The organism is Vibrio sp. Isolate22, from assembly GCF_022398115.1.
Taxonomy (GTDB): Bacteria; Pseudomonadota; Gammaproteobacteria; order Enterobacterales; family Vibrionaceae; genus Vibrio.
On record NZ_JAKEUW010000035.1, the window covers coordinates 34,743 to 52,780 of the forward strand.

The 18,038-nt window shown below is 44.0% G+C and carries 19 protein-coding genes; 7 read left to right on the forward strand and 12 right to left on the reverse strand.

Going from position 1 to position 18,038, the window contains the following annotated elements; translation table 11 throughout:
• Nucleotides 1-162 precede the first annotated feature (162 nt).
• Nucleotides 163-996 (forward strand): pyruvate, water dikinase regulatory protein, encoded by an 834-nt coding sequence (locus L1D55_RS17955; protein WP_239918334.1) that lies wholly within the window; start codon nucleotides 163-165, stop codon nucleotides 994-996.
• Nucleotides 997-1,070: 74 nt separating this feature from the next.
• On the opposite strand, the gene L1D55_RS17960 is transcribed toward L1D55_RS17955, so the two are convergent.
• The 4 genes from L1D55_RS17960 to L1D55_RS17975 all read right to left on the reverse strand — a co-directional run bounded on the left by L1D55_RS17960 (nucleotide 1,071) and on the right by L1D55_RS17975 (nucleotide 4,703).
• Complete coding sequence (locus L1D55_RS17960) at nucleotides 1,071-2,300, reverse strand: ferric reductase-like transmembrane domain-containing protein (protein WP_239918335.1); 1,230 nt, start codon at nucleotides 2,298-2,300, stop codon at nucleotides 1,071-1,073.
• A gap of 153 nt (nucleotides 2,301-2,453) precedes the next feature.
• On the reverse strand, nucleotides 2,454-3,086 hold the full coding sequence (grxB, locus tag L1D55_RS17965) for a glutaredoxin 2 (protein WP_239918336.1): 633 nt from the start codon (nucleotides 3,084-3,086) through the stop codon (nucleotides 2,454-2,456).
• 313 nt (nucleotides 3,087-3,399) lie between these two features.
• Nucleotides 3,400-3,558, reverse strand: coding sequence for a hypothetical protein (locus tag L1D55_RS17970; protein WP_008221767.1), 159 nt, complete (start codon nucleotides 3,556-3,558; stop codon nucleotides 3,400-3,402).
• Nucleotides 3,559-3,722: 164 nt separating this feature from the next.
• The gene (locus tag L1D55_RS17975) at nucleotides 3,723-4,703 is read right to left on the reverse strand and encodes a Gfo/Idh/MocA family oxidoreductase (RefSeq protein WP_239918337.1); all 981 of its coding nucleotides are present in this window, start codon (nucleotides 4,701-4,703) and stop codon (nucleotides 3,723-3,725) included.
• Between the two features lie 202 nt (nucleotides 4,704-4,905).
• On the opposite strand from L1D55_RS17975, the gene L1D55_RS17980 reads away from it, so the two are divergent.
• Together L1D55_RS17980 and L1D55_RS17985 are read left to right on the forward strand one after the other, a co-directional pair.
• Nucleotides 4,906-5,388, forward strand: a complete 483-nt coding sequence (locus tag L1D55_RS17980; protein ID WP_239918338.1) for a GNAT family N-acetyltransferase — start codon at nucleotides 4,906-4,908, stop codon at nucleotides 5,386-5,388.
• A gap of 2 nt (nucleotides 5,389-5,390) precedes the next feature.
• Nucleotides 5,391-6,170: a L,D-transpeptidase family protein gene (locus L1D55_RS17985; protein ID WP_239918339.1), complete on the forward strand. Its 780-nt coding sequence runs from the start codon at nucleotides 5,391-5,393 to the stop codon at nucleotides 6,168-6,170.
• Nucleotides 6,171-6,209: 39 nt separating this feature from the next.
• Here the strand turns inward: L1D55_RS17985 and L1D55_RS17990 are convergent, their stop codons facing one another.
• From L1D55_RS17990 to L1D55_RS18000, 3 genes are all read right to left on the reverse strand, one after another.
• Entirely contained in the window at nucleotides 6,210-6,947 is a 738-nt protein-coding gene (locus L1D55_RS17990; RefSeq protein ID WP_239918340.1) for a sulfite exporter TauE/SafE family protein, read from the reverse strand.
• A gap of 159 nt (nucleotides 6,948-7,106) precedes the next feature.
• Nucleotides 7,107-7,826 (reverse strand): glycerophosphodiester phosphodiesterase family protein, encoded by a 720-nt coding sequence (locus L1D55_RS17995; RefSeq protein WP_239918341.1) that lies wholly within the window; start codon nucleotides 7,824-7,826, stop codon nucleotides 7,107-7,109.
• Between the two features lie 211 nt (nucleotides 7,827-8,037).
• On the reverse strand, nucleotides 8,038-8,640 hold the full coding sequence (locus L1D55_RS18000; RefSeq protein ID WP_239918342.1) for a 2OG-Fe(II) oxygenase: 603 nt from the start codon (nucleotides 8,638-8,640) through the stop codon (nucleotides 8,038-8,040).
• 202 nt (nucleotides 8,641-8,842) lie between these two features.
• Between L1D55_RS18000 and L1D55_RS18005 the strand changes: the two genes are divergently transcribed.
• A complete protein-coding gene (locus L1D55_RS18005; protein ID WP_128163631.1) occupies nucleotides 8,843-9,631 on the forward strand; it encodes an MBL fold metallo-hydrolase in 789 nt (262 codons plus the stop codon).
• A gap of 108 nt (nucleotides 9,632-9,739) precedes the next feature.
• Here L1D55_RS18005 and L1D55_RS18010 read toward each other — a convergent pair whose 3' ends face one another.
• Together L1D55_RS18010 and rimK are read right to left on the reverse strand one after the other, a co-directional pair.
• Nucleotides 9,740-10,168: a RimK/LysX family protein gene (locus L1D55_RS18010; protein WP_004740039.1), complete on the reverse strand. Its 429-nt coding sequence runs from the start codon at nucleotides 10,166-10,168 to the stop codon at nucleotides 9,740-9,742.
• Between the two features lie 32 nt (nucleotides 10,169-10,200).
• Nucleotides 10,201-11,106, reverse strand: coding sequence for a 30S ribosomal protein S6--L-glutamate ligase (rimK, locus tag L1D55_RS18015; protein ID WP_004740040.1), 906 nt, complete (start codon nucleotides 11,104-11,106; stop codon nucleotides 10,201-10,203).
• Nucleotides 11,107-11,709: 603 nt separating this feature from the next.
• Here rimK and L1D55_RS18020 point away from each other — a divergent pair.
• Complete coding sequence (locus tag L1D55_RS18020; protein WP_239918343.1) at nucleotides 11,710-13,494, forward strand: SgrR family transcriptional regulator; 1,785 nt, start codon at nucleotides 11,710-11,712, stop codon at nucleotides 13,492-13,494.
• Between the two features lie 41 nt (nucleotides 13,495-13,535).
• Here L1D55_RS18020 and L1D55_RS18025 read toward each other — a convergent pair whose 3' ends face one another.
• The gene (locus L1D55_RS18025; RefSeq protein ID WP_239918344.1) at nucleotides 13,536-15,434 is read right to left on the reverse strand and encodes a methyl-accepting chemotaxis protein; all 1,899 of its coding nucleotides are present in this window, start codon (nucleotides 15,432-15,434) and stop codon (nucleotides 13,536-13,538) included.
• Between the two features lie 278 nt (nucleotides 15,435-15,712).
• Here L1D55_RS18025 and L1D55_RS18030 point away from each other — a divergent pair, with 278 nt between their 5' ends.
• Nucleotides 15,713-16,774: an MBL fold metallo-hydrolase gene (locus L1D55_RS18030; protein ID WP_239918345.1), complete on the forward strand. Its 1,062-nt coding sequence runs from the start codon at nucleotides 15,713-15,715 to the stop codon at nucleotides 16,772-16,774.
• 134 nt (nucleotides 16,775-16,908) lie between these two features.
• Here the strand turns inward: L1D55_RS18030 and L1D55_RS18035 are convergent, their stop codons facing one another.
• On the reverse strand, nucleotides 16,909-17,343 hold the full coding sequence (locus L1D55_RS18035) for a MarR family winged helix-turn-helix transcriptional regulator (protein ID WP_128163637.1): 435 nt from the start codon (nucleotides 17,341-17,343) through the stop codon (nucleotides 16,909-16,911).
• 103 nt (nucleotides 17,344-17,446) lie between these two features.
• Here L1D55_RS18035 and L1D55_RS18040 point away from each other — a divergent pair, with 103 nt between their 5' ends.
• Nucleotides 17,447-17,752 carry a DUF3861 domain-containing protein gene (locus tag L1D55_RS18040; RefSeq protein WP_102423021.1) on the forward strand — a complete coding sequence of 102 codons (306 nt, stop codon included), beginning with the start codon at nucleotides 17,447-17,449 and terminating at the stop codon, nucleotides 17,750-17,752.
• A gap of 70 nt (nucleotides 17,753-17,822) precedes the next feature.
• Here the strand turns inward: L1D55_RS18040 and L1D55_RS18045 are convergent.
• A partial coding sequence (locus tag L1D55_RS18045) for an IS3 family transposase (protein WP_152966870.1) occupies nucleotides 17,823-18,038 on the reverse strand: 216 nt, incomplete at its 5' end.

An 18,038-nucleotide genomic window follows, 5' to 3' on the forward strand; every position in this document is an offset into this window, starting at 1 on the left:
ATAGCAAGCATTGTAGGGATTTAAAGGCAAACGATTACGTGTCAGTTTAAAAAAATGTAAATTATTTTTAAAAGCTGTGGGGGACGTAATAGTCAGCAGGGTTTTGTTATATATATTATGGTTACCATCCTACTCAAAATAATTTTAAACATTAAATAAAAAATGCAAATTGATATTCAAAGTCGTGATGTATTCTATGTTTCTGATGGAACGGCCATAACATGTGAGACTTTAGGGCATGTTGTTCTAGGTCAATTTCCCTTCAAAGCCAATGAGAAAACCTTTCCGTTTGTTGAAAGTGAGGACAAACTTTCTGATTTATTGAAAGAGATCGACACTTCGTATCGTGAGAGTGGTCAGCAACCTTTAGTGTTCTTTTCGATTGTGATTCCTGAAATCAAAGCGAAGTTGCTTGAAGCGCCTGCTCATTGCTATGACGTGTTGGAAAGCATTGTTCAGAAGGTACAAGATGACATCCATATGGCGCCGACTCCTAAGCTGCAACGCTCACGCAGTGTAAACAAGGACTCGGTGAAGTATTTCGACCGTATTGCCGCAATTGAGTACACGCTTGCGCACGATGATGGCATTACGCTTAAAGGTCTAGAAGAAGCCGACATCATCTTACTGGGTGTGTCTCGAAGTGGTAAAACCCCAACTAGCTTGTACATGGCGATGCAGTTTGGTTTACGCGTAGCGAACTATCCATTTATCCACGATGATTTAGCGCGACTAAAGCTGTTGCCTGAGTTTGAGATATACCGATATAAGTTGTTTGGTTTAACCATTGATGCAGAAAGGCTGACTGAAATCCGTGAGAACCGTTTAGCAGGCAGTGAATACGCGAGCGACTCACAGTGTTTGTATGAGCTGCAAACCGTAGAGGCGATGTTCCGTAGAGAAGCTGTGCCGTACATCAATACTTCATCGTTATCGGTTGAAGAAATTTCTACACGTATCCTAGAGCGAACTGGCTTGAGACGCAGGCTACTTTGATTCTAAACGCTGAGAAGTGCTCGTTGTTGGTTTTTAGCTAATTACTAACAACGAGCCTTGTTGCTTGGCGAGTATTACCTCATAACAAAGTTTTCATTGTGCCAATGACTGGGCTTTAATCCTTTACTGACCAGTTGCTCTTTCAATGAGTTGAGCATTGGAGTCGGTCCACACCCGAACACTTGATACATCGACAGTGGTAAAGATAGTTTCTCGCTAATACTGTCAGCAGATAGGCGATCCTGTTCATTGTCTTGTACGTGCAATTGAATGTTCTTACTACCAATTAGCTCAGTTACATTTTGAACCATAAGGCGATAAAACTTTCCGCGGCCAACAAAAAATAGGTGAACTTCTTGCTCAGGGCTAGCCGTTGCCTTTATCCAAGAAATAAAAGGTGTGATGCCTATTCCTCCTGCCAACCATACTTGTGGCTGACTTGGCTTCTTTTCGCGTATGAGTTGTCCATAACCACCATCAACCGTGACCTTCTGGCCGATGACCAGTTGTGTTTGTAGCGCTTGAGTATGCTTGCCCAAATTTCGAATAATAAAGCTCAGCTGCTGCTCACAAGGGTGAGACGTAATAGTAAATGGGTGGAAGTGAGATACCTTATCCAAGTTAAAATCCAGATAAGCAAACTGTCCGACTTGGTAATCAATGCTTTTGGACTCAGCTTCAAGGGTAACCTCTACAGCGTTGTCTATCGCTTTAATATCGCTAACTGTGTAGGTGCAGAAACTTCGTTTCTTAAAGATGGCTTTGTAAACCCAACTTACAATCCCGATAGTGGAAACGAACAGCAAAGTGATACCCGTTACGCTGGTCAGGCTAAATGGCACATCTGAAAAGAATGTATGGTAAACCGAGATGATGAAAATTGGCCCCATTAGCATATGTGTGTAATACCAAATTCGGTAAGGGATCTGGCGGATCATGCTAATACCGCCTAATAAGATCAGGCCATACATAGCCCACTGCCCAACTTCCTCTCCAAAATCAGCAAAGGTTGGATCAATGCCATTGCCAGCAGGGCCCGGAACCAATAACCAGTGAAAGCTAGCACCAAGCACACCTGAAATACCTAACCATTTGTGCCAAACATAAGCCTTATCTATCCCACCAATTAGACGATCTAGCCATTTAGTACGGCAGCTAATGAGCATTGCCGCAGCCATACTGAGCATGGAGATTGCAGCAAAAAATGCTGGGACTTTTCGAGCCAACTCGAGATCGACTGGCAATATAAACCAGACAGAAAGTGATACAAATAAGGTTAGCAGTGTGGTTTTAAAAGTATTCATACAGGACTCTAGCAATACAGGAATGCCTATATCGTACGGTTGTCAGTATGAATGAAGTGTGAATGGTATTGTTGGAATTGATTAAGGTAGGAAATAGAACGGTTAGAAGCTAAAAGCTGAACACAGCCTTTAGCTTCTTAAAGGAAAAGTGCACTAGCGAAGCAGAGATAGCTTCAGAGTTTCGCTTTGCTTCTCTAACCAACGCTCTAGTGCTGGTGGCCATGTGATGCTCGGCTCTACGCAGAAGCCACGCAGCATAGAGAAGTACAAGGCTTGGTCGATAAGAGGCAGCGAAGACTCACCGTTTTCTATGTTCAGCAGCAGCTCTGCATCTTTCAGAAGCGGGTTAATCTGTTCAACAAACTGCGGTGTTTGTTCAATCAGCTTGTCGAAGTTGAGTTCTTCAGTTTCTTTGGCTGCGCGCCATGCTTCTTTGCTTGCTGGTGATTGATACTCGGCAAGGTCCAGTTTCCACCAACGTGGTAAACCAATGCGCTGGCTTAGCGGGAATGCGCGAGTTTGGAACAGGGTTACTTGCTCTGATGGTTCACGCTGCTCGTCGCTTGATTTTAGGTCCATGAAGTACGCAATGATATCTAGGCTCTCTGCCATGATAGAACCATCGTCTTTTTGTAATACAGGTACCATCTTTTTACCGATTAAATCGATAAGGGTTTGGGCATCATCATAATCCACAGAAACAAGTTCGATGTTTAAGCCCAGAGATTGAGCAATGTAGGCGACTCGTGCACAGAAAGGGCAGTGGTCGTAAATATAAAGCTTCATAGCTTCCCTCAGTTCATGGTCATTGTAAGTATAAGATGATGCTAATGTACCAGAAACTTCTGTAAACACTAAACATCAATAGAGAGTGCGTATTCACAGGCAATAAGTGCTTGGTGTCGTTCCGCTTTGATTCATTCTATTGTCTGTTGAATTCGGCTTTGCTGCAATGACTAAACCTGTGGAGGGTTTGGCGGGGAGTAGCAGATATAAAAAAGGCCCTGGCTGTTCACTCTAATGCAGAAGAGTAAAGCAGCCAAGGCCTCAATTTTGTTACCTTTAGCAGAGTGACTACTAAAAGAGCAGAGCGGTTAGACTATGCTTTTTTAAGATCTTGCATTGGGTAAGTAAGCGGCATTGCGCCTTCTACTGTTGTAACGTGAACGTAGTAACCACCAGCACTTAGACCAGTTACTACCATTTCACCAAGTTCAACACCTTTTGTTGCTACAACGCGATCATCAACTGAAAACACTTTACACACCTTCAATAAATTAAATAAATACGATAGATATCGAACGCGGATTTAATCAGATAGCCCTCTGATCAACTAATCCGGTTATTTGTCGTAAGGATTAAATTTAGTTATGCATAAACTGGTATGTTATTAAAATCAGTGCGTTAGCTTAGTGGTCTGTATTATTTATCTGCAGGATAAACGACACCAACTTGTTGACGCATCTTTGTAATTAATTTGGCAACAGTTAATGCGCGCTGTTTTGTATCGGTTTGTGTGGTGTGATCGCCACCAATGCAACCAGCAAAGGCTTGCGCTTCGTAACTCATTGAGTTGTTGCTTTGCACTTGAGTGAGATTTTCAATGCTGCCATCGCGGTAGCGGATCTTAACGTCGGTGCATTCAGCGATGTGATCAATGATGATCGCACCTTGCTCACCTTGGATCTCACTCGGTGCGTAAGAGTCACTGACCTTAGAGTGTGCAAGGGTCACGTCAAACTCGGGGTATTGGAAGATGGCACAGCCATGCGCATCAACGCCAGACTCCAGTAACTTTGCAGAGGCCTGCGCGTTTTCAGGTTCTCCAAACAGCGCTACCGTTGCTGCAACGCAATAGAAGCCGATGTCGACTAATGAGCCATTTGAGAAAGCCGGGTTGAAGGTGTTTGGGTTTTCACCATTTAAGTACTTCTGGTAACGCGATGAATACTGGCAGTAGTTGATGTGCGCTTTATGCACCTTGCCGATTTTCTCTAGCCCAAGTTGGACTTGTTTAAAGTTAGGCAGAAATTGAGATTTATACGCTTCAAACAGCACCACACCGTTTTTCTCAGCAACTTCAAACATGCGTGTTGCTTCCGTGATATTCGATGCAACAGGCTTCTCACAGATGACGTGCTTGCCATGTTCCATCATCAGAATCGACTGCTCGCAGTGCAGCGAATTAGGGGAGGCGATGTACACCGCTTCAACCCTATTGTCGTTAGCTAACGCGTCGAGTGAGTCATATGTGGTTTCAACATCGAACTCTTGTGCGAACTGTGCCGCGCTGTCTAGGTTTCGTGAATAAACAGCAGTTAACTGCATCGATTGCGATTCATGTGCAGCTTGAACGAATTTTTGTGTAATCCAATTGGTTCCAATTACAGCGAACTTAATCATAGTGGTATCCGATACTTAGGGTCTGCGAAGATAGTAGCACTCAAAGGTAGGTGTTGTGTTCGAGATTTGCGGAACAATTTCCTTAAACTTAGTGCCTAATATTAAAGGTAATCTTTCATCGCAGGGCTGAGTCTACCAGTGGGACGGTGCACATCTAAGGCATTTTTGCTAAGGTGTAATTGAATTCAAACTAGGTGATGATATGCAAATTCGGACTGCGAAGGTAACTGACATTAACGCGATTTTAGCGCTCTCTGATCAGATAAATCGTCAACATCATCTTGGTGCGCCTATGGTTTTCGCGCCGCCATCACAGAGCAATGCAGACAGTGAGGAGTACTGGCTGGGCTTAATGATTGACCCGGCTGGGGCCTTCTTTGTTGCTGTTGAACAGGATGAAGTGATTGGCTTTCTTGCAGGCAAGGTGACGCAGAACAAAGGCGTGAGCTTTATCCAGTCACACAAGGTGGCAAGAGTGAACACTATTGTGGTGAATGACCAAATTCAGAGTAAAGGCGTGGGTCGAGCACTGATGAAGTCATTCAATCAGTGGGCGCAAGCTCAGGGGACGATAGAGTTAAGACTAGAGGTGATGGAGTTTAATCAACAAGCTCAGAGTTTTTATGAGTCGCTAGGAATGGAGACTCAGTCTCGAATCATGTCGATGCGTTTTGAGGAGATATAAGGGTGCGTCCGTTTTTACCGTTATCACTATGCTTATTCTTTATGACTCCGTTCGCACACGCCGAGAAGGTCGTTGTTGAGAAAATAGTGTCTGACGCTACCGCTATTGAAACCATTGTCTTTGAGTCAGCACCAGCTCATTCACAACGCATCTCAACTTCCTCTCCTAACTCTACTGACACGTCAAAATCAAAGCATGTGATTGATGTGGATGAGGCGCTGGGTGAGGACCAACCCACTCAAATTGCTCAGCTGGCAAAAGGTTCATCGAAACGTTTACCTAAAGCTTCTGCTCAAGCTTCATTATTAGAACCCTACATGGCGCCAGACTCTTTTTCTGAAATCGATCCTCTGTTGCAAGTCGTGACCTTAGTGAAAGTCGATAAATCGAAACGCAGAATGTACTTACTTAAAGGAGATGAGGTGGTACAAGAGTTTCGTATTGCTTTGGGTAAGGAACCGAAAGGGCATAAACGCTTTGAAGGGGATAACCGAACGCCAGAAGGGGAATATACGCTCGACTATATCATGGAGCGCTCTGAGTTTTACCGTTCGGTACACATCAACTATCCGCGCTCCTCTGATAGACAGTGGGCTGAAGAGAACGATGTGGACCCGGGTGGTAACATCAAAATTCATGGTATTAAAAACGGTGAGCGTCGTTCGCCAGGTTTTATCCAAAGTTTCGATTGGACAGATGGCTGTATCGCATTAACCAACCAAGATATGGATGAGTTTATTCAACTGGTTAAAATGGGCACCCCTATCCACATCGAATGGTAGGTTCTGGTACCCATATTCCTTCAGAAATTAGACAGTTCGTTACAGTAGAACTCGACCTGCACTGAAAAACGCAATCACGATTAGCAGTCCGATAGTGACAGGCTTAAATTTCTCGCCACCAAACCTTTCGAACAGTTTCGAACCCACATAGCCACCAAATATACTGCTTGGTAACAGTGCCAGTGTCAGCCAGACCACATCACGGTCGACGAGCCCTGCAATGGATGCAGAAACAAACGCACTTGAATCCGCCAAAACAAAGAACGCAATCAACCCAGCTCTGGCGATGTGCGGCGCTACAGGGCTTGCCAATGCGTGGGTGCCAATAGGTGGACCAGACATAGAAGCCGCACCATTCATTATTCCAGCAAGGCTTCCTAGGATATAGGGAGCAAATCTTGGTTCACTTTTATATTGAAAGCCTCGGTAGATCATAAGTGCAGACGCGAAGACAAAGGCGCTGATGATCAAGATAATGGTGTCTTGGCTAACTGATTTGAGTAAAAGCAGGCCAACAGGAGTGAACACAAGGCAAGGGATAAATACCTTGGCGACCCAGCGCCAATTGACATGTTTTTTGACCTTAGGCAGCAATTGAACGTTACCAAGTAGGTCGATAAGCATGAACACAGGGACAAGCTCAATAACCGGAACGAACAACGCACTTAAAGGCAATGCGACTAAGGTGAAACCGAAGCCTGAGAAGCCACGAACGATCGCGGCAAAAATGAAGATTGCACCCAAAATTGGGAAAGTTGGACTAAAAATGAGATCCATAAATTAAGTAACCAATAAAGCTGCCTAAATAGTGCGAGCTAATGAAACCAAGTGAGCAGCGGAATGTACTCCTACTCACTTGTGTTTGCTACTTAATTTTGAGGTTTATCGAGGTAAATTTTCCCGTCTTAAATGTTTACTACTTTGGCATTTACCCAGTCAATTTTTCGCGCTAAATCTATCTGGGAAATCAGTGAATATCGCATCGACGGCGGATAGGAATTTAAACGTAGACGGATCATTGACGGTGTAGCACCATGTTTGAATCTTTGCTTCGGCAAGCGTATCAAGATCATCCTGATTGACGTTTTCGTAATTCATATGACAACTGAACGCTTTTACCTGATCAATAAGCAGAAGTTCGTCTTGAGAGAGCTGTTCTGTGATCACACCAACTCGGTATCTTGGTAAGTGATGAGCTATTTCTGCGACAACTTCATGACTGAAACTTGAAAGCAGCACTCTGTCGGTGTCTATGTTTGAGCGGATCAGCTCGCTGTGTAGAAGATCAACGACATGAGGCGCTTGGTGTCGGCTATCGACTTTTATCTCTAGGTTAACGCTGAGGTTATGTTCTTCAACAAGTTCAAGTAACTCGCTAAGTGTGAGTATTCTCTCTCCTTCGAACTGCGCTGACTTCCAGCTGCCAAAATCAAGCTGACGTAGTTCTGCCAAGGTGTGTTCATCAACACGGCCCTTACCATCGCTACAGCGTTCGAGAGTGTGGTCGTGACAAACCACAAGCTCATCATCCTGAGTCTGCTGAATGTCAACTTCAATCCATTTCAAGCCAAGCTTAGCGGCTTGTTCAATACTTGCTTTGGTGTTTTCTGGGTGAGTACCTGCTACACCACGGTGACCTACGATGATAGACGACATAATTAATCCTTCTTGAATGCGCATCGTAAATAATTATTAAATATCAGTTTTCCCGAATACGCCAGAGTAATTGCTGTGCAAGAGTCTCTACACAGGATTCTGCTCATAAAAGTGATATTTTCCTCTTAGTACTTTCCTAGCAGTACTAAAAGGAAAAGCCTCTCGAGTGGAGAGGCTTTGGATGAGATTAAGCTTTGCCCCGACGTTCGCTTTAGTGAGCGATATCGAGTTGGTTGTCTTTCACTCCGTTGATGCGGAACCAACCTGCGATACTGAATCGTTCTGTGTTGGTTGGCAGAACTTCGTGTGGGAACTGCTCAGATAAGAACACAAACAGACGACCTGATTTTGGTGGAATGGTGGCGATGTGATTGTCTTGTAGGTCGTAAACCACAAGTTCACCAGCGTCATCTTCACTCCACTCGTCATTCATGTAGAACACAGTAGTCAGACGGCGGTTTTCGTTGCCTTTAAAGCAGTCTAAGTGCTTTTGGTAGAAGTCGCCTTTTTCGTATTTAGCAAAGTGCGCTTCATACTCGAACAAGCCCAAAAAGAACGCTTGGTTTGCAGCTAAACGAATCTGCTCCATTTTATCTAGGAACTGAGATGCAGGCTCACCCATGTCACGGTGTACCCATTGAATCTTGTCACTACGAATACTTGATTCTCGTGTTACTTCATCGTTGCGGCCAATCCTAGCCTTTTTCCAGTTCTCTGGAATGCAATCCCTCAATGCCACCACTTCTTCATGAGTTAAGAAGTCATCCCAAACACAGTAACCTTGGGTAGAAAGAGCATCGATTAGTTGGTTCATGTATAGCACTCAGACAATAAATTAGAGGCGCATATATAGTCCTAATAACTCAGGTCAACAAATCACGTATTTTGTCGTCACGATAAAAGAGCGGAAGAGCATGGTACTTTGATGTGATTTTATAGTTAACAAATTTATTACAAATAAATATGAGTTTGCTATGGTATAGGTCTGACCAGTTGGTTTATCACAAGGAGTGGGTTTGCAACTGCATACCATTAAAGGTTACATCCAAGACATGTATTTGGTGGAGTACCCAGACAAATTATTGTTGCTCGATGGCGCATGTCGAGCCGATATTCCGCATTTGAAGGCTTTTATTGAAACTGAGCTAATGCGAGATTTTTCTGATCTGCATACTGTGGTCGTTACGCACATGCACCCCGATCACGCAGGGGCTGCGCACAAGCTCAGAAAGCTAACGAACTGTCATTTGGTCGCTGCAAACAGAGACAAAGATTGGTATCACGGTATCGACGGCATCTTGATGCATCTGACCGATCTGGCATTGGCACGATGGATGGCGAATCGTTTAGGCAAACCCAAAGCAAACCTTTGGTATTCGAGGAAGTTAAAGCCGGATTACAAGCTATCAGATGGCGATAGCATTCCTGGCTTTGATGATTGGTTAGTGTTGGAAACGCCGGGGCACACCGACAGAGATCTCTCTGTGTATTCTCCATCACACAGCGTTGCCTATGTGGCTGATTTGATGGTAGAGGTCAAAAAGAAGCTCATTCCGCCTTTCCCGATCTTCCACCCTAATAAGTATCGTGATTCTGTGTCACGCATTTATGACATGCAGATCGACACCCTGTTGGTGGCGCATGGAGGGCAAGTGGAACTGAATCAGAAGGCGTTTGACCATTTGTTGATGAGTGCACCAAGAAGGCCTGTGACGCATTGGCGGGTAACAAAAATTAAAACCAAGAAACTGCTGCTCTCAATTTGGCGTTTTGGTTTTCAATCTCATGGTAAATCTAAGAAATAGGTGAGGTTTACCTAGGAAATAGAAGCAATAAGGCCAGTCATGAGACTGGCCTTATATCGTTGTGGCGAGCTTTAGTCATAACCTGTGGAGCGGTTACGATGGCTCAGATTAGTGAGTCAGTAGGAATTCGCCCGCTGGATCAACAATCACTTTGTCACTCATGCCTTGGCGACCAAGCAACATCATGTAAGTCATGTCTTGACGGTTGCTTAGCGTGATATCGATAGGCCATTGTTGACCACCGATTCTTAGCATGGTTTCAATCACGCAACGGTGTTCAACTTCGCCGTTAGATGATTTAATTTTCTTACTTGTTTTCAGTTTCGCCTTGCAGCGCACCGTCTCTTCTAGGTGATAAACGTCTGGGTGAAGGTCAAACTCTACGAATTTCTCACCGTTTGATTTAACACATAGTAGATTGTCTACGTGTAGAGAAGAGGTTTTTGCCCCTGTATCAACACGTGTATGTAGTCCAGTTATCCCTAACTCTGGTAAGCAAAGTGCTTCGGTATTCCCTATGATCATTTTATTGTTCATTTTCTTTCCAATCATGAGTTATCGGTATTCAATCAGCCCTTGCCACGAGTACGGTTAGCGTTTGGTTTTGCATTCTTCTCGATGAATTCGAAAATCATGTCTGCTACATCTTTACCCGTTGCTTTCTCGATGCCTTCTAGGCCTGGAGAAGAGTTTACTTCCATTACTACTGGGCCGTTCTTAGATTGTAGAATATCTACACCACATAGGTTTAATCCCATGATTTTCGCTGCATTGATTGCTGTCGCACGCTCTTCTTTGGTTAGTTTAACCAGTTGAGCAGTGCCGCCACGGTGCAGGTTAGAGCGGAATTCACCCTCACCAGCTTGACGCTTCATTGCAGCAATTACTTTGTTGCCAACAACAAAACAACGGATGTCTGCGCCATTTGCTTCTTCAATGAACTCTTGAACTAAGATGTTCGCTTTTAAGCCCATGAACGCTTCGATAACGCTTTCTGCTGCTTTGTTTGTTTCTGCTAGTACAACGCCGATACCTTGAGTGCCTTCAAGAAGCTTGATAACCAGTGGCGCACCACCTACGTTTTTGATCAAGTCTTGAATCTTGTCTGGGCGGCTAGCGAAACCTGTTTTTGGTAAGCCAATACCTTTACGAGACAACAGTTGTAGTGAGCGAAGTTTGTCGCGAGAACGACTGATAGCTACTGACTCATTGATACAAAAAGTGCCCATCATTTCGAATTGGCGAACAACCGCAGTTCCGTAAAAGGTAATGGAAGCGCCAATACGTGGGATAACCGCGTCGTATTGAGGTAGCTCTTCACCCATGTAGCGAATCTTCGGATTGTTACTCGCGATATCTATATCACAGTGCAACGTGTCGATAACATCGACCTGATGACCACGTGCTTCTCCAGCCTGCTTTAGACGAGCGGTAGAGTATAGATTTTCGTTACGAGAAAGAATTGCGATACGCATGGCGTTTCCTTAGTTAATACCTGATTGGTAACTGCAAAATTATTTAGTTGTTAGCTGAGCTTTCAGTTTTTTCTGAGGCTCCTTGCTTGCTTCGGGGCGAACCTTAAGGCTTTTTGTTTAACTAAGAAAACGAATTAAATTTGTCGAGTCGACAACGGAAATCTATCGATTGTGTGAGCTATTGGTACAGCAGGCTTGGGAGGGGATTTTGAAAGGAAAAGCGAGTTGAGACCTAACTCATATTGGGGGTAGGAGCATATTAGGCTGTGCTCAACTCGCGTTTACTCGGTGCTAAAAAGTGTACTAATAACGCCAGTTACATAGATCTAAAAGTGTTCGTAGTGCTTCTCTTTCGAGCTTACTGCAGGTGCTTTTTAGCTTGTTAAGATAGTATTTTCTCATGGTCATTACTCTCTCTAGTTAGGCTTCATTTACAACCTATGGTTTGTTGCTGACCCGTTCATTATGGTTAATTAAGAGGAACTAAAAAACAGATGGTATTTTTATTGGTTGTTCCTGTTTTGGTCATATCGCACTACTTTTTTACGATTGTGTTTTATAATGGGCTTAATTAGGAAGAGCTACGTTTAAAAGGTTCATTATTTGTCTGATCTAAACATGATGCGTTACTACACGCGGCTAGAATCGTTCGAGCCAAACATTTCTCACTCCGTGACCTTAACGGAAGTGGCAGATAAGTTGTTTACAAGCTTGCGCCATGCTCGAACCATGTTAGGCAAAATGCATCAAGCTGAATGGGTCGTGTGGGAACCAAAAGTTGGCAGGAATCAACGCTCTAACTTAACACTGCGTTTTAGCAATCCAGAATTGGCTCAGCATGTCGCGAGTAAGTTGATAGAGCAGGGCAAGTACGAAAAAGCGCTCTCGATATTAGATAATGACCGCGCTGTGTTTGGCTCTTTACTACAAGAAACCTCCGGCGCAACCATGCGTGAAGGGCTCTTGCATGTTCAATTAACCTATAAACGCAAGTTTGAGGATCTGTTTCCACATCATATACATCGCAGTAGTGAGCGATTTTTGATCAGGCAAGTGTTTAGCTGCTTAGTGACATGTAACGGCAAGGGCGAACTGAAGCCTGAGTTAGCTCACCATTGGGAATATGACACTGAGCAATTGGTTTGGACTTTCTATCTGCGCCCCGGTTTGACTTTCCATGATGGGCAGCCTGTTGATGCCAAACAGCTAGTTGCTTTGTTTACTGCTTTGCAAGCCCTGCCTTTTTATCAAGCTGAGTTGGCTCATGTATCTTCCATTTACAGTGAGCAGCCATTAAGGATCAGTTTTAAACTAACCCAAGCGGATACTGGCTTTGCGGGTTTGCTTGCTGGCGTTAAGTATTCGATTCAACCGGCAGCACAGGTGACCCGTGAGCCTTCACCATTAAACTCAGCTTCTCATGTTGTGATTGGTACAGGCCCTTTCAGAGTGGTTGAAACCAACAGTGAGCGTATCAAGCTCTCGGCATTCGAACACTTTTACGGTTGTCGCTCTTTAACCGATGAGGTGACCATTTGGCAGTTTGAGGAATCGATGACTGGTAGCGCTCGATTCGATTATAGCCAGATGCAGGTGTCACCGTATGAAGATTCGGCCTGTTTTCATCAATTAGGGAAGAGCGACACTGAGTTAGTGTCTGCTGAAACAGACGGGCTTCGCAGTCGAATCGAAGACGGTTGTTTGTTTATTCTATTTAACCAAAATTCAGCGGCAAACTCGCTAAGTGATGAACAACGTAAGTACCTATCATCACTTGCAAACCCACAGGCTATTTTGACGCAACTTGAGCAAAACCAAGGCTTATTCAGTGTCTCTTTGGCTCAGAACATATTGCCAAGTTGGCAGAAGCTGTATCGAACGCCTTCTAGAGAGACTGAGTTGCCTAAGAAGTTGAGCATCGCGGTTTATAACTACTATGCCCTCTATCGATGTGCTATTTCGGTGTCAGATATTCTTAAAAGACATGGTGTGGAAGTTGAGGTGAATACCTACAGTTTTCGAGAATTGGCTCAGCTTTCTCAGCGGGGCGATTTAAAAGAGGACTTGGTACTGTGTAACCTGAATCTCGATGACAATGCGCCATCTTCGTTGTTCTCGTGGTTGATGAATGACCCTGTATTACATTCCGCGCTCGGAGAGATGAACAGTGATTGGCTCAAGCAACGATTAGATCAGCACAAAGCAACGGTTGAATTACCGGATTACTTGGCTGAGTTGGAACCTATTGCATCGACACTAATTTCTGATTATTGGTTAGTCCCGATGTTCCATCACTTACAAACCGTGCGTTTCCAAGGGATTCTGAAAAACGTAGCCATCACCAACTGGGGATGGCCAGATTTCAAGAATGTATGGTCGGCTGACTAACTTGAGTGGGAGTGGTCAGCGTATTTCGCGTTCCATTGAAGCTAACATTTGAATTGAGAAACCAAACTCGTTAAATGCATTGCCTTAGCCCGCAAGTGTTGGCACTCCTGAGCCGTTTTCTCAATCATGCTATCGCTCTCTCTGGCTATTTCAGAAATTCCAGAGATGTGCGGTGAAATCTCGTTGATGACGTTAGATTGCTGACTCGTCGCTGAGGCGATCTGCATATTCATGGCATTCATCTGATCGACACTATGAGAAATGCTTGAGAGTTGTTGCTCTGAGTTGGAGGCTTCGACCTGACACTTACTGCCAAGGGTGGTGCTGGTTTCGATGGCTGTCACGGCTTGTTGAGTACGCTGCTGAAGCTTTTCAATAATACCTCGAATCTCTTCGGTCGACGCTTGGCTTCGTGAGGCGAGGGTTCTCACTTCGTCAGCTACTACCGCAAAACCTCTACCTTGTTCGCCTGCGCGAGCGGCTTCTATCGCTGCATTAAGGGCTAGTAGGTTGGTTTGTTCAGAGACACTGTTGATGACATCCAACACGGTATCGATAGAGTTCGCATCTTGAGCGAGTTGATTGATAATGTCCGTTGTGTCATCGAGCTGCTTGTTCATATGTTCAATGCTTTCTGAAGTGACAGAAACGGACTTTTGACCAATGCTGATTGCACTCGCTGCATGTTGTGCACTGTCGGCGGCACCATTAGCGTTTTGGGCGATTTCGTCTGAGCTGGCACCCATCTCATGAATGGCTGTTGCAACTTGTTCGATCTGGCTGGTTTGTTGTTTGATGTCTTGCTCCATCGACTGCGCCATATGATCGACACCTTGGATAGATTCAGATATTTGAATACCCGTGTTCGAGACATCTTTGAGTAAATCACTCAGATATTGCACGAATTGATTGTAGCCTTTGGCGATTTGTCCTATTTCGTCATGTCGCGAATCATCTAAGCGAAAGGTGAGATCACCACCCCCTTTCCCTATCTGTTGTAATCGCTCGGCTACTTCCACAAACGGTAGCAAGAGCTTGTTGGTCGCCCATGCTGCGATTGGCGTGTAAATGGCAGCAATGAGTAGGGCCATAAAGATGATGGTTTGGCTGAAGCCATTTAATTCGCCTAATACGTCCTGCTTGGGAATTTGTGTAATCAGAGTCCAACCTATACCTGGCATCGCTTTGGAGCCCAGAATTAGTGGCTGACCATCGACGGTGGCCTCATGAACGACGGTTTGTTTGCTGCCGATCAACTGATTAGCCTTAATTCCTACAGAGTCTAGTGAGCGTCCAATCAGATTTTTATCTGGGTGAACCTTGATGATCCCCTCTTGATCGACAAGAAAAACAATACCGCTTTCTCCGACGCTATAGTTGCTGATCAGTTGAGTAATACTTTCCAACGTTAAGCCGATACCTGTCACACCAATACGTTCACCATTGCGAGTGACCACATAGTTAACAAACAGTGCTGGGATTCCGGTGGCTGCATCAATATCCAAAGAGAGCTCAAATGGCTGATTTGACTCGATGAAGCGGTAGAACCATTGGTCACTTTGTTCATTGGTAGAGATCGTTTTCAGTACGCCATTATGGGTATAGTAAGTGCTCGCTTCGTTGGAAACGTAATAGGCACTGATCGCGTTGAACTCACTTTTAACAGATTGAAGATAGGTTCGAAGCTCTTGTTCCGAAAGTCTGGTTTGTTGCATTAAAGGCGAAAGCGTCATCATCTTTGATGCAAGGATAGGCGTTTCCAACTTGAGGTTTATTTCATTACTCACCTCGCCGAGTGAAGCTGGTAATTCTCGCTCGAAGGTTCTATCAATCAAAATAGCCCGGCTTGATTGAAATGAATACACTCCCATCACGCTAATAATGGCAAGAGCAGCGACGATCGTCGCCAGTATCGCTTTGGTTCGTATAGTCAATTGCAATTTAGATTCCCTTCTAAAAACATTCAATTCCATTTGTAAGTGCAATGTTAATTAAAACCTGACTCTATGGTCAATAAATGAAGTCTAGAAATGAGTGTTGTGCGATATTTGTACAGATTTAAGATGTCCACATTGGTCTGTGCTCGGTATACGGAGTGCTTCGCTTCTAAATTTGACGAATAAAAAATTACACTCACTGGTTTACTTTTGTTTTTTGGTATGTAAACTAGTTAGTGTAGTTTTTGAGTTGGGCTTTCCCAACAGTTGAAGAGATACCAATGAAAAAATATCTATTACCGATTTTAGGAGTACTTGCCGTGGTCGCTATCGTAAGCACAGGTTCACAATCAAATGACAATCTAGATAAGCTTCCGAAGAAGTTTGCTAACAGTGAGTTAGAGTACAAGTCGGGTATGTCTGATATTTTTTCAATCTTGCAGGCGTATGTAACTGTAGAAAGAAATGAGCCAGTGCCACGAACCGCATTGCCTCTCGTTCCCATGACAGCAGAACAGCTGATTGAAGAGCAAGAAGACGTTGCGTACCGTTTAGGTCACTCAAGTGTGATGATGAAGCTAGATGGTAAGTTAGTGATGACTGACCCTGTGTTCAGTGATCGCGCATCACCTGTTCAATGGATGGGACCAAAGCGTTTCCACCCAACCCCTATCTCACTGCAAGAACTCCCTAATATTGATGTGGTGGTTATTAGCCATGATCATTACGACCATTTAGACAAAGGTGCAGTTAAAGTATTAGCCGATAAAGTAGGGACATTCTTGGTGCCACTCAGAGTTGGTGCACTACTTGAAAAGTGGGGCGTGGACAAAGAGAAAATCATAGAATTGAACTGGTGGGAATCGGCAACAGCGTCAGATATCGAGTTTACCTTGACCCCAACACAGCACTTCTCTGGGCGTGGCTTGCTTGATCGTGACCAAACCCTATGGGGTAGCTGGGTTATTAAGGCTTCAGACAAAAAAGTCTTCTTTAGTGGTGACTCTGGTTACTTCAATGGTTTTAAAGAGATTGGCGAGCGCTTCGGGCCGTTTGATTTAACCATGGTTGAAACGGGTGCGTATAACTCACTTTGGGCCGATATTCATATGTTCCCAGAGCAGAGCGTTCAAGCGCACATCGACCTTAAAGGTGAGGTGATGATGCCGATCCACAACAGCACATTTGACCTTTCTATGCACGCCTGGCAAGACCCAATGGAACAAGCCTTAGCGATAAGCAAGGAGCGAGACGTACAGATGGTGAGCCCTGTCATGGGTGAACGTTTGGTGATTTCAGAGCCAGTGCCCGCACAAGCTTGGTGGAAATTGGCATCAAACTAGAACGACGATTTTAGTCGAAATCTTTATAACGCGCATCGATGTAAAAGTTAGCTGATACACAAACGCTACCGATCTTGGGATTCGGTGGCGTTCTTGCTTCTTGTAAGCAGCGGCTTATTTGAAAGGGCAGCTTATTACTTAGGGCAGTTTTCTAGGTTTTGAGCCATTTTGTTCGCTATTTGGCTGAACTGTTCTAGCTCATCTTTGTTCATGCCTTTAGTCATTCTCTGAAGCATCTCTCGATCAATATTCGAAACCTTAGTCATGATTTCTTCACCTTTACTAGTCAGTACCAACAACTGGCTGCGTTTGTCTTCAGGGTTTGGAGACTTCTTTACAAGTTCTTGATTGATCAAAGCATTAACTAATCTCGTGACCTGTGCTTTATCGCGGTTTAGGAAGTGTGCGATATCGATAGCCGTACATGGAGATTTCTTAGTAATGATCTTCATGACACGAATATTCATAGGTGCGATCTCAGAATCCAAGCTCTCAATCTGCTCACTCATTTGGCGTTTCAAAGAGTGTACTAAGCGAAAGATAGACTCCAACGATGTGTTATCAGACATAAACGATCCTTAGAAATATAGTTGACATTATCAACCATTGTATTTATAGTTGACATTATCAACTTAATTGTTCGTAAATTCAAGTTAGGAGACAGTAATGACGATGCAAACAATCACAGGTAAACACAATCACTACCGTATCACTATCGAAGAAGTGAACATCAAGGAAGATCGTGAACTGCAAACCATGCAGTTTGAAATTGAAGATAGAGAAAACATGTTCGCGATTGTAGATAAGATTAAGCAGGACAGTGGCTTAGACGAGCAATCCGCAACGAGACTAGGTGTAAGTATTCGCTTACTGGGACCGTTGATGATGCAAGATAGAAAACACCCTCTGTTTGTTGATTTCATGCCTCACTTCAGAAACTTCATGCAAAATCTTAAGAAGACGCTGAAAGGCGCGTAGCGCTTGTCCGGCAATGACATATTCAAAAAGCCAGCAAATTGATGTGACCCCGTAAAGTTGGACATTTCTGTTAAGCGGCTTTCAAGGCCTGAGTTCGATATTCTATCGGAGTCAGGCCTTTTAGTTTCACTTTTATACGTTTGGTATTGTAGTACTCGATGTATTCTTTAATTTGCTCTATCAGAGCATCTGCATCTTCAAAGCTTTGGTTGTGATACATCTCTGTTTTGAGTAAAGCAAAAAAGTTTTCAGCAACCGCATTATCCAAGCAGTTACCTTTTCTCGA